Below are 14,795 nucleotides of genomic sequence, written 5' to 3'. Positions count from 1 at the left end.
ATCGGCAGCAACATTCATTCAAGGCAGGATATTGGACATGAAAATCGCGGTGATGGGGGCGGGGGCTGTTGGCTGTTATTACGGGGCCATGCTGGCGCGGGCGGGGCATGATGTCACCCTGATCGGGCGGCCTGCCCATGTTGATGCCGTCAATCGCGACGGACTGCTTTTGGAATTTGGCGGAACACAGCAGTATATTGAAATTAACGCCAGTTCGGATGCCAGCGCGATTGCCGGTGCAGGTCTGGTTCTGTTCTGTGTCAAATCGACCGATACCAGCGATGCCGGGGCACAGATTAAGCCGTTTCTGACCCCTGATACCATCGTGATGAGTCTTCAGAACGGGGTTGATAATGCCGAACGGTTATCCGCCGTGATCGGCATGCCGGTGATCCCGACGGTGGTCTATGTCGCGACCAGCATGGAAGGTCCGGGGCATGTCAAACATCATGGGCGCGGCGAACTGGTGATCGGCACGTCTGCGCAAAGCGAAAAAGTCGCAGAGACCCTGCGCCCGGCACATATCTCGGTCGAGATTTCGGATAATGCCGAAGGTGCACTTTGGGCCAAGATGATTTTGAACTGTGCCTATAACGCGTTATCGGCAATATCGCAGATGCCCTACGGCGCGCTGGTGCAGGGCGAAGGCATTTGGGATGTCATGCGCAATGCGGTTGATGAATGCCTTGCGGTGGCCAAGGGGTGCGGGGTGACGGTGCCCGGTGACGTCTGGGGTGCGATTGAAAAGATCGCCGAAACCATGCCGGGGCAATATTCATCCACCGCACAGGATCTGGCGCGCGGCAAAACCAGCGAGATCGATTTCCTGAACGGTTATATCGCGCGCAAGGGGACGGAGCTTGGCATTGCAACACCGACCAATCTGGTCCTTCACGCAATGACGAAGTTGCGCGAACGCCGGGATTGATCCCGGCATCCGGTGAGTCGACCGGTCATTTTCCGGATTGTCCGCGTTATTCCGCCTGCTTGGCCTGTGCCGCGGCGATATCGGGTTTGGGGACCGGCACACCGAGCCGATCACCAAACATCACGATGGCGGCTGCCAGTACGATCAGGAAGGCACCAAACAGGGAAACCGGTTCGGGCAGCAGGCCAAACACCGTGACATCAAGCAGCAGGGCCCAGATCATTGCTGTATATTCGAATGCTGCCAATGTGGATGCGGGCGCACGTGCCAGTGCCTCGGTCATGAAGATATGGGCAAGACCGCCGGTAAGTCCGGCCCCGATCAGCCACATCAGGATTTCAGGCGACGGATCGGCCCAGCCAAACGGCAGGGTCAGCAACCCGCCAAGCGAACAGATCACGGCAAAATAAAATGCAATCGTGCCCGATGATTCGGTACTGGTCAGGGCCTTGATCTGGACCTTGGCAAAGGCGGTGGTGACTGCCATGGCAAGACCGGCCCCAATGCCGATCAGCACACCTGTATCAATGCCCGGTGTCGAGAATGTCGGCCACAGCATCAGAAACACGCCACCAAATCCGGCAAAGGTCGCGGTGAAGACCGCCATGCCGGGCTTTTCGCGTAACATGATCATCGCGACCGGCAACACCAGAAGTGGTGCCAGGAAGCCAAGTGCGGTGGCAAGGGCCAGCGGCAGATAGGCGAGCGACAGGAACGAAAAGAACATCGACACAAGGCCGAATGTGCTGCGTTTAAGATGACCGAACGGGCGGGCGGTGCGAAGGCCACGCGGAAACTGGCGGCGCCACATCAGATACAGGACAATAGGGATCAGGGCGACGGAGCTTCGCCAGAACATGATTTGCCCGATCGGTGCCTCGAACGAGGCCAGACGCACAAACAAACTCATCACTGCAAACAGACCGGTGGCGGCAAGCCGCAAGCCGATCCCGGACCATACACTGCCCATTTTCGGGATCATCCTGCATTCCGCGGGAAGGATGTCCCGCCAATCAAGCAGTAACCCGAATAAGCTGTGTGAAATACTGAGTTTTTTTCATATCAGGGTAGAGCGAAACTCAGTGGTCGGTGTTGGGATCGCGGACAGTCGATAAACCAACTTGTCATGTGTTCCTGCGCTCCCGCCTGGATTTCCGCCTTCGCGGGAATGAGGATTGTGAGTGGGCTATTAGTGATCTTTGCCATCGACATGATGCGGGGTCAGGCTGCGCGGGTCGACATCGTCAAGGCAATTGACATTGATCGCGGCCATTTTGGCACCGCACTGGCAGCCGCCGGTATATGATTTCTCGCTCATGTGTTTCCTCCTGCTGTTCTGTTTATTTGTTACCGGTAATATCCGCCCGGTGTTTTGCCGGTTGCCTTGCGAAACATTGCGATAAAGGCCGAGGTGTTTTCATAGCCAAGATCAAGGGCAACCTCGGTAACCGGTCGATGATGAGCCAGTTTTTCAAGCGCGTAAAGCAGGCGCAGCTTTTGCCGCCAGTCGCGAAACGGCATGCCGGTTTCGCGTTGAAACAGCCGGGCCAAGGTGCGTGACGATGCGCCGCAATCACGTGACCATTCATCAAGAGTCCGGTTATCGGACGGATTGGCCTGCAACTGTTCGCAAATGCGCGCGAGGCGCAGGTCCTTGGGTGCGGGTAGATGCAGGTTATCGTTTCTGGGTGGTTTTAGCTGATCAAGCAGCACGCGGATCAGCCGACCATCCGAACCGGCTTCGTCATATTCAATTGGGATTTCGGTTGCGGCCCGGATCAGTTCGCGCAGAAGCGGGCTTACTTCCAGCACGGTGCAGCGATCGGGCAAATCGACCGGCGCATTTTTATCGATATAGATATGACGCGCACGGGTAAAGGTGGCATGTGCGACAGCATGTTCAACACCGGGCGGCACCCAGACCGCACGCTGGGGCGGGACGACCCAGATGCCAGCCGCGGTGGTGACGGTCATGGTACCTTCGATGGCAAAAATCAGCTGATGCCAGTCGTGACTGTGCGCGCCGATACTGTAACCGGCGGGAAGGTCGCTCATGCGGACATAAACCGGGCGGGGCAAATGATCGGGCCGGGGACGGGAATGTTGCGGATATTTCGAGATATCCCGTGATCCATCCATGAGAATGTCCTGTTTGCAATATATGATGGCAGATTATCGCAAGACAGACGTATGCCGCAACGCTAGTTTGAAGACATTCCAATCAAACAGATAAAAGCACGTGCCCCGATTGCCACCGGTTCCGTGCGGGGAGACATCATGTCCAAGGATTTACCACCGGAAACAAGCACCCACGCCGCCCCCATCGAGGTACCGGGCAATCCCGATCTGTCGGGTGCGGCTGTTGCGCACAAGGGATGGCGCAACCCGGAGGTGCTGCTGATTTTCATGGCGGCGGCGATGCCGCTGTCATTTTCGACCTGGATGGCGCTTTTGAACAACTTTTCGGTCGAGATGGCGGATTTTACCGGCCGCGAGATCGGAATTTTGCAGTCGTTGCGTGAAATTCCGGGCTTTATGGCCTTTACCGCGATTTTTGTGCTGATCATCCTGCGCGAGCAGACCTTTGCGCTGATCTCGCTTCTGGTGCTGGGCATCGGGGTGGCGATTTCGGGCTATTTCCCCACTGTCGTCGGGCTTTATTGCACCACGGTTCTGATGTCGATCGGGTTCCATTATTTTGAAACCATGCAGCAGGCATTGTCGTTGCAATGGGTGAAAAAGGAACGCACCGCGATGGTGATGGGCCGGCAGCTTTCGGCGAAATCGGTCGCATCGCTTGTGATGTTTGGCATTGTCTGGGCGATGCTGGAACTGCTGAATGTCGAATACCGGTATGTGTATCTTTTTGGCGGGGCCTTGACGGTTATTGCTGCTGTATTTGCATGGATGGCGTTTCCGAAATTTGCCGATGCCCACCCGCAGACCAAGAAACTGATCCTGCGCAAACGTTACTGGCTTTATTATGCCCTGACCTTCATGAGTGGGGCGCGCCGCCAGATTTTCACGGTGTTTGCCGGGTTCCTGATGGTCGAGAAGTTTGGTTATGACGCCGCAACCATCACGCTTCTGTTCCTGTTAAACCATGCGATCAATATGGTTCTGGCACCCAAGATCGGGAAACTGATTGGCAAATGGGGTGAACGCAAGGCGCTGACATTTGAATATATCGGTCTGTTCATTGTCTTTGTGTCTTATGCCTTTGTCGAAAACGACAAGCTGGCCGGGGCGCTTTATGTCATCGATCATCTGTTCTTTGCGATGGCGATTGCGATCAAAACCTATTTCCAGAAGATCGCCGATCCGGCCGATATTTCATCGACGGCCGGTGTCAGCTTTACGATCAACCATATTGCCGCGGTGTTTATCCCGGTGGCGTTCGGGATGTTGTGGCTGATATCGCCATCGGCGGTGTTCCTGTCAGGGGCGGCGATGGCGGCGGTTTCGCTGATCCTGGCGCTGAATGTGCCCCACGATCCGGAACCGGGGAACGAGGTGGTGATGGGGTACAAATCCCACCAGCCGATGTTGCGGCCGGCGGAGTAGAAAGCGGTTCCGTCCTGGCGCAGAATTTCAATCCTGAAAACGCCTGCCATCCTGTGCGGGTGTTTTTGTTTGTGTTTGCCTTGGTATTTTCGCAAAATCTTCAAAACCTGACCAAACGAACAATAATAAATTCGAGCATGAGCATCGCTTCAACAGGAACCAGTCACATGTCACATTTTCGTCCGATCAGTCGCACCTTTGTCGGTCGTGTCCTTGCGGGATCTGTTTTATCCCTGACCGTGGCGCTTGCCAGTGGTACGGCATTGGCCGACAGCACGGTATCGCTGCGCATTCTGGAAACCACCGATATCCATACGCATCTGGTCAATTATGATTATTATCGCGACGGCGAGTCTGACACGGTTGGTCTGGCGAAGGTCGCGACCCTGTTGAAAAATGCCCGGGGCGAAGCGGAAAATGTCGTTCTGATTGATAATGGTGACCTGATCCAGGGCAACCCGCTTGGCGATTACATGGCCAAGCGCCACGGCCTGAAAGAGGGCGAGGTCCACCCGGTTTACAAGGCGATGAACCTGCTGGGTTATGACGCGGCTAATATCGGTAATCACGAATTCAACTATGGTCTCGATTTTCTTGGCAAAAGTCTTTCGGGCGCCAAGTTCCCCTATGTCAGTGCCAATGTCTTTGCCGATGACGGTGACGCTGATGCGGAAAATGACAAACCGTATTTCCAGCCTTATGTGATCCTTGATCGTGAATTTACCGATAGCGACGGCAAAAAGCACAAGGCGAAGGTCGGCGTGATCGGGTTCGTCCCACCGCAGATCATGCAGTGGGACAAGGCCAATCTCGAAGGGCATGTCGTGACCAAAGACATCGTCGATATGGCCAGAAAATACGTGCCGGAAATGCGTGAAAAGGGTGCGGATATCGTGATTGCGGTGCCGCATTCCGGTCTGTCGACTCTGGCGCGCGAAGGCATGGAGGAAAACGCGACCTTTTACCTGAGTGAGGTTGACGGCATTGATGCCATCCTTTTTGGCCATGCCCATACGGTTTTCCCGTCCGATACCTATGCCGATATTGATGGTGTTGACCTTGCCAAAGGGACGATCAATGGTGTGGCCGCCGTCATGCCGGGCTTTTGGGGCAGCCATCTTGGCGTTATTGATCTGACGCTTTCGGTCAATGATGCCGGGGAGTGGAAGGTGACCGACAGCCTTTCGGAAGCACGTCCGATCTATCACCGCGAAGGGCGCGATATCACACCGCTGGTTGATGCCGATCCGGAAGTGATCGAGGCGGTGAAAGAAGAGCATGAGGCGACAATTGCCTATATGCGCGAAGGTGTCGGTACGACAGCAACGCCGATCAACAGCTTCTTTGCGCTGGTGGCCGATGATCCGTCGATCCAGATCGTGACCAATGCGCAGAAATGGTATCTGGAACGCATCCTGAAGGGATCGGAATATGACGGCATGCCGATCCTGTCGGCCGGTGCCCCCTTCAAGGCCGGTGGCCGTGGCGGCCCGGAATATTTCACCGATATCCCACAAGGCAAGATCGCGCTTAAAAACGTTGCTGATCTTTATATATATCCCAATACGTTGCGTGCGGTGCTGCTTGATGGTGCGCAGGTGCGTGAATGGCTTGAAATGTCGGCCGTGCAGTTCAATCAGATCGATCCGAACAGCACTGAAGAACAGCCGCTGATCAACGAGACATTCCCGACCTATAACTTTGATGTCATCGACGGGGTCAATTACCAGATCGATGTGACACAGCCCGCGCGCTATAACGCATCGGGCGAAGTGGTGAACAAGGATGCGCACCGCATTATCAACCTGACCTATGATGGCAAGCCAGTTGCCGATGATCAGGATTTTGTTGTGGCGACCAACAATTACCGCGCAAGCGGCGGCGGTAATTTCCCGGGACTGGACGGATCGACCATCATTATCGAAGCCCCGGATGAAAACCGAACGGTTCTGGCAAATTACATCCTTGAGGAAAAGGAAATCGATCCGAAGGCCGATGGCAACTGGAGCCTGGCACCAATCGGTGAGGCATCCAAGGTAACGTTCGTGACGAGCCCCAAGGCATCGTCGGCCCTGAATGCGCCCGACAATATCAGCTTTGTCGGCGAGGATGAGGCGGGCTTTGCCCAATATGTCCTTCAGTCGAAATAGGATCGCCTAATCGCAAAAGAAAAGGCCGCCCATCGAAAGAGGGCGGCTTTTTCATTCGGCGTTTACCGGCTGGTCTGGTTGACCGGCGGAAAACCGTTATTTTTTTGCACCGTGCGACATATGCGGTGCATTCGGGCGGCCCGGAACGTTCCGCGGGCCATCTTCGCGCGGGTTTTTCCCATTCAGATAAGCGGCAGCGCAATGCTCGTCACAATAGGGTTTGCCGGGCACAATTTTTTTGCCGCAGAAATGGAAATCTTCATCGCCCGGGTCGCCAAACGGCCAACGGCACATGCCGACACCCAGATCAAAGATACTGATGCCTTTGCTTTGTACCTTGGGCGCGGGGGCCTTTTTCGGCTCGCTTTCTTCGGCGCGACGCTGGATCGGGGAGGGGCGCTTGGGCAGGCCAAGGCGGTGAGCCTTGCCGACGACGGCGTTTTTGCCAACACCCAGTTCTTCACCGATGCGTGCTGTGGTCCAGCCCTGATTCCAGAGCGAGGTCAGCAATTCAATCTTTTCCGGCGTCCAGCTCATTTCGAGTATATTCCGTGTTTCTTTGTCTGCCCGGTGGAAAATCCATAGGCAGGTGCTTATTGTCCGAAGTCAAACAGGGATACAGACGTATCCGCTAATATCACGCGGCGCAAGGGTCTTAGCCATTTCGGGCCATTCCGGACCAGTTTGCCGACCGGCTTTGCGCACGCGGAAAGATGCGCAATTTGCATGACAGCGCGTCAATGTAAAGGGGAGATCGTCATTTGACATGGTTTTTCGTTTCGGTTGTGGTCTTTATGGCAGGGCATATCGTGCCCGGTCTTTTGCGTGGCGCGATCACGGCAAGGATCGGTCATCGGGCCTATATCGTAACGTTCTCGATCACGTCGCTGTTCCTGTTGGGATGGGTGATTTATGAAGTGCAGCATGCAGACTTCATTGCGCTCTGGCCCTACGAAATCTGGCAAAACCACGTGACGATAACACTGATGCTGCCCGCCTGTATTTTGTGGGCAACGGCAATTATTCAACCCTGTCCGCTGTCGATCGGACGAAAAAAAGGTTTTGATCCGGCACATCCCGGGATCAACCGGTTTACGCGCCATCCGTTGCTTTTGGGCATGATGTTGTGGGGGCTTGGTCATATCCTGCCCAATGGCGATTTGGTGGCGTTCATGTTCTTTGGCGGTGCGACGGTTTTTGCCATTGCGGGGTTCTGGCGGATGGAAAAAATCCGCACCCGACATATGGATGATGCGGAATATAAGGCAATCCTTGACGGGACTCGGCGGTTTGACCTGACGGGAATTGCCAAGGGGGCGTTTGGCTGGCGCGATATCGTGTTGGGGATCGGACTTTATATCGTGATCCTGTGGGCTCATCCCCATGTGATCGGAGTTGATCCCTTAGCCGCAATGGGCGGCTGAGCAGCGGTGTCGGGCATATCGCACTTGCGCGAAGCGATGCAGAAAAACTCGCGGCAATGCTTGAAGTTCCAGAGTATCATTGGGATACTGGGCTGCCAATTGTCCGCCCCGGACAGATTATTTCTGCGAGGTGTTATGACGTCTCCTGAACTTGCGACCAATCTTGCCCGTTTTGCCGAAATGGAAGGCCGACATCCCAGATTGCTTTTGGCGACGGCATCTTCGGCGGAAGAATCCCATCACAAGCATGTCGCAACCCTGTTTGCTGATGGCGGGTTTGACGTTGATATCGCACCGAAAAATTCCGATGCACAATCGATTGCCCGTCAGGCGGTTGATTGCGATGCCGATATTCTGGTGCTGATCCGCTTGTCACTGACGGCGGAAGACCGGGTGGGGGTTGCCGATGTGATATCGTCGCTGGCCGCTCTTGATGCGGAATATATCAAATTCGGCATCGTCGGAAAAACCGACGATCCGGCGCGCGACAATGTTGATTTTGTCTTTGATCTTGAACATCTGGGCACAGAGGATTGCGAAGCGCTGGTCGGGTACATCCTTGAGATTGAAGAAGACCGGGTTGCACAACATATATAACGGACCGGTATCGTGGTTCCGGGTCGTTCCGGCGGATTTGAGGCAATGATTTTGAAACCCTTTGGGGGCATAATGGTTGTCTTGCGGTAAAGGCAATCAAACCATAGCGGGAATGATGAATGGGAATGCTAAAGGAGACGCTGCTGCGCGTTTTCGTTGGAAAACGCGGACGGGAGGCCCTGAAGGCCTATAGCGATGCGCAGTCCCTGCAACTGAATGATCCCGATATGGCCGCCCGCACCGCTGCCCAGGCCAAACAGGCACGCCGGATCGAAGACCGGGCGATGGCCTATCAGGAAAGCGGCATGTCCTTTGACGAGGCCCGGGCCCAGGCCCTGGCCGAGACCCTGACAGAATCATCAAGTGATCCGCAGACAGCTATCCTGAAGGCACTGGAAGAAGCCGATGCCAAGATCGGCAAAAAGAAAAGCCGGATGCCGAGCGCAGCCGATGATCAGCGCGCCAAGCTGATTTCCGAGGCGCTCAGCGCGATGCGCACCAAGCAGGAAGACCTAGACAAGCTTGACCCGGAACTGCGTGCCAAGCTGACCCTGATGGCGGTCGGCGCACTTATGGGTGGGCCGCCGACCAAACAATAAGTCAGGCGTTTCCGCGCGGAACAAATCGACAAATCCCTATCTGAAAATATTACGATGAAGACCGGTCGTGAGCTGGCAATATTCCGGTTCGTTATCGGCGGTCAGAAAGCCGTGTCGGATCAGGAAATCGATGATCACCAGCGCACAGTTGAATTTGAAATCGAAACTTTTGCGTACGATTTCGGCGACTTCGGCTAGCGGAAGCAGTTCGAAACGTTCGACCTCGCCATCGGCACATTGCGGGACGAAATCGGCGGGCAGTTCCAGATCGTAATTGACCATCACATCGGGTTTTAGCCCTTCGTTGGTTTCATACAGATAGGAAATGGTGCCGACCGGCTTCAGATTCCGGGCAAGGGTTTCGGGAATGGCGGCTTCTTCGGCGCATTCCTTGATCATGTTTTCCAGAAAGCCAAGACCGGCGGGCTGTCCACCGGCGACCATGTTATCGAGCATGCCGGGATAGGTCGGTTTGTCCTTGGCACGATGGGCGACCCACATATGGATGTCGTTGCCCTTGCGCACATAACCGTTCATATGCACGCCCCAGGACCGGAACCCGAAATAGGGCATGGCGGATCGATCAAGCTGGCATAGGGGATCATGGCCCAGTGTCGGGCGGATATCGAACCGTTCACCATGGAGGCGACGGATCACACCCTTGTCGTGCAGTGCTCTGGTCGCGGTATCGAGCACGCGGTTGCGGTCATCAAGATTGACGACATGCGGCGCGAAACAGAATTCACCATTGTCGTCGCGCACAAAGTCGGACCCCAGCGATACAAGGGCTGTGGCGAAGTCCGGACGTAGTGCCCCCATCGACAGTCCGTTGATGCGGAATGGTACATAGCGTGCCGGATTGGCGTTGTTGCAGGCTTTGATATGGTCAAGATAGGTCAAGGCGGGCTCCGTCGGTTGGGACGCGCTGCAACACGATCATATTGCAGCGCCGCGACCCGAACAGACTAAGCGTCCAAGACCTAAGCGCCAAGTGCCGAGTTGGAATATCCCTTTTCCGAGGTCAGGACCGTATTCACATGCACGATCTGACGCAGGCACCGGGCGATATGTTCGGCAACCTTGGTTTCAAGTTGCTGAATCTGGATATCGATCTGCAATTCGCTGAAACCGGCATGGCCGTCGGCGACGGTGGAATGCCAGCTGGCGGGGACAAGATTGCGTTTGGAAAACAGTTCAAGAACACGCGGCATCACATCGGGTTCTGCGGCGGCGTGAACGGCGAAACAATAAACGGATTTGGTCGGCTGCGCGCTTTCAAGCGGCGCGAGAAAGGCATGATCGGTCATGACAATGCACACACATTTTCATTGTATCCAAAAGGCGAAAAGACACGTCCCGGGGTCCTCAGACCACCGGGCTGGTAATTCGCGTAATGGCAACGATGAAAAGGCGGCGGTTGTTCATGAAAATGTTCTTGAACGTTCGGGGCCGTTATCCCGGATGGCTAACGGCCGATTAAATGACGAAGCGCGTTATAAAAAGATCAGAGGATCAGAAGCGATGCAATCAGAGCCAGAATGGTGCCAGCAAACAGGATTTCCATCGAACGGGCAATCTGCTGTTCACGAGCAACGGCGATAGCAACGGCTTTGCGCTTATTCATCATTTTTACTCCGTCTTATGACAGGTATCTTTAAATGCACCGTATGGCGCACTGTTGAAATATATGCAGGCATATGGTCCCGATACAAGTGCTGTCCTTTGAAAATTGTCAAAAAACTTTCAACCTGATGGAAAAGGCCAGCTTTTCTGTATCGAATTTGGTCACAAATAACCAAAGGTTGATGGTGCGCTGCATAAAAACGTCAGAATCGGGAAGCCGGACCGGCTCAGTTACTGCCGATTCCCGCGATGCTGCGATGCTGCGCCGCGACGGCGGTCCCGCTGACGGTGGTTTGATAGTCGGCAATCGGACGGGGATGACCGAACTTGTATCCCTGAACCGCATCGCAATCATTAGCCGTCAGGAAGGCGACCTGATCCTCGGTTTCGACGCCTTCGGCGATGACTTCGAGTTTAAGGTCGCGGCCCAGATTGATCACGGCACGGACAATCGCCACCGCCTGTTCGCTTGCCATCAGCCTTGCGATGAATGACTGATCGATCTTGATACGGTCGACCGGGAAGTTCTGCAGGGTTGCGAGTGACGAATAGCCGGTCCCGAAATCATCCATCGCGATCCGAACGCCAAGAGCCTTGATTTCGGTCAGAATTTTGCGCGACCGGGACGCATTGTGGATCAGGGCGGTTTCGGTGATTTCCAGCTCAAGCCGTTCCGGAGCCAATCCGGTTTCGTCAAGGATACCAGCGACTGTCTGGGCCAGATCAAGGTTCTGCAACTGAACTGCGGACAGATTAACTGCGATACCAAGCGGGTTGGTCCAGGTTACGGCCTCTTCGCAGGCCTTGCGCATAACCCATTCACCCAGCGGATTGATCAGGCCGGTTTCCTCGGCAATCGGGATGAAGCGCGATGGCGGTACCTGACCGAGTTCGGGGTGATGCCAGCGCAGCAATGCCTCGAAACCTATGATCTTGCTGCTGTGGGCGTTGCATTGCGGCTGATAATGCAGTTCGAGTGCGTTTTCGTCCATGGCATGGCGAAGGGCACCGGAAAGCTGACGTTTGTAGCGGTATTCATCATCCATTTCCGGCGAGAAGAACACCAGATGATTGCCGCCGCCCTGCTTGACCCGGTACATCGCCAGATCGGCGTGGAACATGATGCTTTCGATATCATCGCCATCATCAGGGAAATGCGCGATGCCGACACTTGCCGCGATCCGGGCCGAATTGCCGGGATTGATAAATACGGGAACGCTCAGACAATCAAGAAGCGCCTGTGCCTTGTTCTGTGCGGTCGCAATCATGCTGTCCGGGTCGGGATTGTCATGCACGATCAGCGCAACGAATTCATCCCCGCCGACACGGGCAAAAATCACGTTATCCTCGATCAGTTTGCCGATCCGTTCGCCGACTTCGCGAAGCGCGTGATCACCTGCGATATGGCCATAGGTGTCATTCAGTTCCTTGAAATGATCAAGATCGATACACAGAACCGAAACCGGATTTCCGGTGACGCGCGACTGTTCCAGTGCCAGCGCAAGACGATCATGGAAAGTGGCCCGGTTCAGAAGCTTGGTCAGGGCGTCATGTTCCGCGAGATACCGGATATGACGTTCCGCCTCGTAACGTTCGCGCAAATCGCGAAGGGCGTAAATCACCGCATCTTCGGAAAATTCGTCGGCAGGCAGATCGCGGCGGATCACTTCAACCGGTATCGTATGGCCGGGACTGAGCGCCAGACTGGTTTCGGTGTAATGTTCGGCCCCATCGCGAAACGCAGGAGAGGCATCAGGCAGCCAAGTTTCGATAAAATCGACACCCGATATTGTTGCTGTTTCGCCCTTGATCATCTTCAGGAAGCTGTGATTGGCATCGACGATAATACCGTTCTGGGTCATCACCAGCGCCTCGATCGCTGAATCGCCAAAGATGCGCATTCGCGCCGACGCATTTTCGCGCAATTGCCGGTCAATCATCGCCATGACAAAGCCGATCCCGATGACAAGGGTGGCAACCATGGCAACGGCAAGCGCCAGACTGCTTTGCGAAATGATCTGTGCCGGGACGGGGATGGTTGGATCGGGAGTAATGATCAATGCGCCCATGGCGCTGAAATGCATGGTGACAATGGCAACGGTCAGCCCGATTTTGCCATAGGTCTTTTCACGCCCCGTCTGGGCCTTTCCCGCGATCAGCAGCGTGACCATACCAAATGCAGCCCCCATCAGAATGGCGGCGAAGACAATATCCATATGCCAGCTTATGACACCTGGAACCCGCATTGCAGCCATCCCGGTGAAATGCATTGCCGAGATACCGAGTCCAACGACAAGGCCACCGACCAGACGTGCCGGAACAAGGTTTTGTTTCGCAATCCCGGGAATGGTAAAGCCGATGAAGGTTGCAACAATCGCAATCAAAAGCGACAGGATGGTCAGACCGGGATTATAGCCAACCGGCAAAACCGGGTCGTAGGCCAGCATTGCAACGAAATGGGTTGCCCAGATTGCACAACCGGTCACCACACCGGTCAGGAACAGCCAGCTCAGTTTTTGCTGAAGGCGTCCGACGCATGCGCGGCTATAAAGGTTGAATGCCGTATGCACCCCGCCAAGGCACAGCAGGACGGCAATCAGAACCAGCCACGGGTCATGCTGTGTGGTCAGGCAATCGAGAACTCTATACATCCACTCGCCGTTCGGAAATCTGTCTTGGGGATGATCGTTAGATATCAGCTTACAAGGAGATTATCTAATGTAATTCTGGTTATCACGATCATGAACCTGTCGAGCATGCGTTTTTTAAAATCCTACCATGAAACATAGGTACGAAGCGCACGCGCAACCAGACTTGAAGACAAATGAATTAAACGTTCCGCCTAGCGAATGGTGAGGTCGGTAATGCCGATTTCCCGAGCCGGTTGCCCAGGCCGGGTGAAGGTTACCTCACCGCGATAGGCCCCTGCTGGCCAGCGATCACCGGGGCGGTTGATATTGACGTAAAACCACTTGGCGCGTGGGCCGTTATCATTTTCGACATTGATGGTGAAATCACGATGGCCGCCGATGCCGTTCGGGCCATCCATACGCAGGCGGATGACATCGCCATTGGCCGCCCCAATCAGATAGGCCCAGAAAAACAGGCCGGGGCTTGAGGCGGGCAGTTCGCTGCTTTTGCCATAGCCGCGCTTGATATCGGTTGCATTGGGTTTGGCCGACGAAAATCCTGACGCATAAAGTGTTATGGCGCGATAGGACATCTGTTCCTGCGCGGCCTCGGTCCAGAGAACGGCGTTATTGGCATTGCAATCCTGCGGGGCGACAGCGCCCATTGGCGTGCCGCTGAACGGATCAATAAGCTGGTTATCCTTGCGCAGGTTGAAATGCAGATGCGGGAAGGTGGCCTGTCCGGACATGCCAATCAATCCGATTGTCTGGCCGCGTTCGACCGTATCGCCCTTTTTTACCGCCAGTGATCCGCGGCGCAGATGGCAATACTGGCTTTGCCAGCCGTCTTCATGGTTGATCAGAATGCCGTTGCCGCATTCAATCCCCTTAAGCGAATCCCCGACCAGTCGGCCGGCGTCGATATCCTCGACCCCGTCACGTGTGGCAATCACCGTACCCGCTGCAACTGCATTGACCGCAACCCCGCCAATCATGGTGGCCTCGTCGGGAATGGAAAAATCGGTGCCGCGATGACCTTCATAGGTGGTGGTGCCACACGCAAAATCACGGATTTCGGGGCCGGGATCATGGTCGACATAATGGACCACATCACACTGGCCATAGGGGCAATCGACGGGCAGATCAAAGGGCGGGCCATCCGCACGGGCGATGGTCGCGAACGGCACGAGGATAAGGACCCCGAATAAACCTGCCGCAATACGTCCTGTCGCCTGCCCCATCAAATCCTCCTGCCGGTGCCCTGTGTCGTTGGTTTTGAA

At 55.2% G+C, this 14,795-nt stretch carries 15 protein-coding genes; 6 read left to right on the top strand and 9 right to left on the bottom strand.

Annotated features, from left to right (window positions below; translation table 11 throughout):
- The first annotated feature begins 37 nt into the window (after nt 1-37).
- Entirely contained in the window at nt 38-928 is an 891-nt protein-coding gene (locus tag J7395_RS02305; RefSeq protein WP_209220411.1) for a 2-dehydropantoate 2-reductase, read from the top strand.
- 46 nt (nt 929-974) lie between these two features.
- On the opposite strand, the gene J7395_RS02300 is transcribed toward J7395_RS02305, so the two are convergent.
- The 3 genes from J7395_RS02300 to J7395_RS02295 form a co-directional block, all read right to left on the bottom strand.
- The gene (locus J7395_RS02300) at nt 975-1,898 is read right to left on the bottom strand and encodes a DMT family transporter (RefSeq protein WP_209220410.1); all 924 of its coding nucleotides are present in this window, start codon (nt 1,896-1,898) and stop codon (nt 975-977) included.
- A gap of 219 nt (nt 1,899-2,117) precedes the next feature.
- Entirely contained in the window at nt 2,118-2,246 is a 129-nt protein-coding gene (locus tag J7395_RS20985) for a hypothetical protein (protein ID WP_280634633.1), read from the bottom strand.
- A gap of 29 nt (nt 2,247-2,275) precedes the next feature.
- Nucleotides 2,276-3,067, bottom strand: a complete 792-nt coding sequence (locus J7395_RS02295; RefSeq protein WP_062961114.1) for a helix-turn-helix transcriptional regulator — start codon at nt 3,065-3,067, stop codon at nt 2,276-2,278.
- A gap of 138 nt (nt 3,068-3,205) precedes the next feature.
- Here J7395_RS02295 and J7395_RS02290 point away from each other — a divergent pair, with 138 nt between their 5' ends.
- Entirely contained in the window at nt 3,206-4,492 is a 1,287-nt protein-coding gene (locus tag J7395_RS02290) for an MFS transporter (protein ID WP_097052071.1), read from the top strand.
- Nucleotides 4,493-4,659: 167 nt separating this feature from the next.
- Nucleotides 4,660-6,642 carry a bifunctional 2',3'-cyclic-nucleotide 2'-phosphodiesterase/3'-nucleotidase gene (locus tag J7395_RS02285; RefSeq protein ID WP_209220409.1) on the top strand — a complete coding sequence of 661 codons (1,983 nt, stop codon included), beginning with the start codon at nt 4,660-4,662 and terminating at the stop codon, nt 6,640-6,642.
- Between the two features lie 96 nt (nt 6,643-6,738).
- Here the strand turns inward: J7395_RS02285 and J7395_RS02280 are convergent, their stop codons facing one another.
- Entirely contained in the window at nt 6,739-7,179 is a 441-nt protein-coding gene (locus J7395_RS02280; RefSeq protein WP_062948182.1) for a GcrA family cell cycle regulator, read from the bottom strand.
- Between the two features lie 224 nt (nt 7,180-7,403).
- On the opposite strand from J7395_RS02280, the gene J7395_RS02275 reads away from it, so the two are divergent.
- The 3 genes from J7395_RS02275 (at nt 7,404) to J7395_RS02265 (ending at nt 9,262) form a co-directional block, all read left to right on the top strand.
- On the top strand, nt 7,404-8,066 hold the full coding sequence (locus J7395_RS02275; RefSeq protein WP_209220408.1) for an NnrU family protein: 663 nt from the start codon (nt 7,404-7,406) through the stop codon (nt 8,064-8,066).
- Nucleotides 8,067-8,201: 135 nt separating this feature from the next.
- Nucleotides 8,202-8,663, top strand: a complete 462-nt coding sequence (locus tag J7395_RS02270; RefSeq protein WP_209220407.1) for a methylmalonyl-CoA mutase — start codon at nt 8,202-8,204, stop codon at nt 8,661-8,663.
- Between the two features lie 119 nt (nt 8,664-8,782).
- Nucleotides 8,783-9,262, top strand: coding sequence for a hypothetical protein (locus J7395_RS02265; protein WP_062948176.1), 480 nt, complete (start codon nt 8,783-8,785; stop codon nt 9,260-9,262).
- 36 nt (nt 9,263-9,298) lie between these two features.
- Here J7395_RS02265 and J7395_RS02260 read toward each other — a convergent pair whose 3' ends face one another.
- The 5 genes from J7395_RS02260 to J7395_RS02245 all read right to left on the bottom strand — a co-directional run bounded on the left by J7395_RS02260 (nt 9,299) and on the right by J7395_RS02245 (nt 14,756).
- Complete coding sequence (locus J7395_RS02260) at nt 9,299-10,162, bottom strand: NUDIX hydrolase family protein (RefSeq protein ID WP_209220406.1); 864 nt, start codon at nt 10,160-10,162, stop codon at nt 9,299-9,301.
- An 80-nt stretch (nt 10,163-10,242) separates the two neighbouring features.
- Nucleotides 10,243-10,569: a hypothetical protein gene (locus J7395_RS02255; protein ID WP_062948496.1), complete on the bottom strand. Its 327-nt coding sequence runs from the start codon at nt 10,567-10,569 to the stop codon at nt 10,243-10,245.
- 197 nt (nt 10,570-10,766) lie between these two features.
- The gene (locus tag J7395_RS20980; RefSeq protein ID WP_256376265.1) at nt 10,767-10,889 is read right to left on the bottom strand and encodes a hypothetical protein; all 123 of its coding nucleotides are present in this window, start codon (nt 10,887-10,889) and stop codon (nt 10,767-10,769) included.
- A gap of 223 nt (nt 10,890-11,112) precedes the next feature.
- Nucleotides 11,113-13,536: a bifunctional diguanylate cyclase/phosphodiesterase gene (locus J7395_RS02250; protein ID WP_209220405.1), complete on the bottom strand. Its 2,424-nt coding sequence runs from the start codon at nt 13,534-13,536 to the stop codon at nt 11,113-11,115.
- Between the two features lie 191 nt (nt 13,537-13,727).
- The gene (locus J7395_RS02245) at nt 13,728-14,756 is read right to left on the bottom strand and encodes a M23 family metallopeptidase (protein WP_062948170.1); all 1,029 of its coding nucleotides are present in this window, start codon (nt 14,754-14,756) and stop codon (nt 13,728-13,730) included.
- Between the last annotated feature and the right edge of the window lie 39 nt (nt 14,757-14,795).

Origin of the sequence: Thalassospira sp. A3_1 (assembly GCF_017744215.1) — a bacterium.
Classification (GTDB): Bacteria; Pseudomonadota; Alphaproteobacteria; order Rhodospirillales; family Thalassospiraceae; genus Thalassospira; species Thalassospira lucentensis_A.
This window is presented reverse-complemented; position numbering and strand designations above follow the sequence as displayed.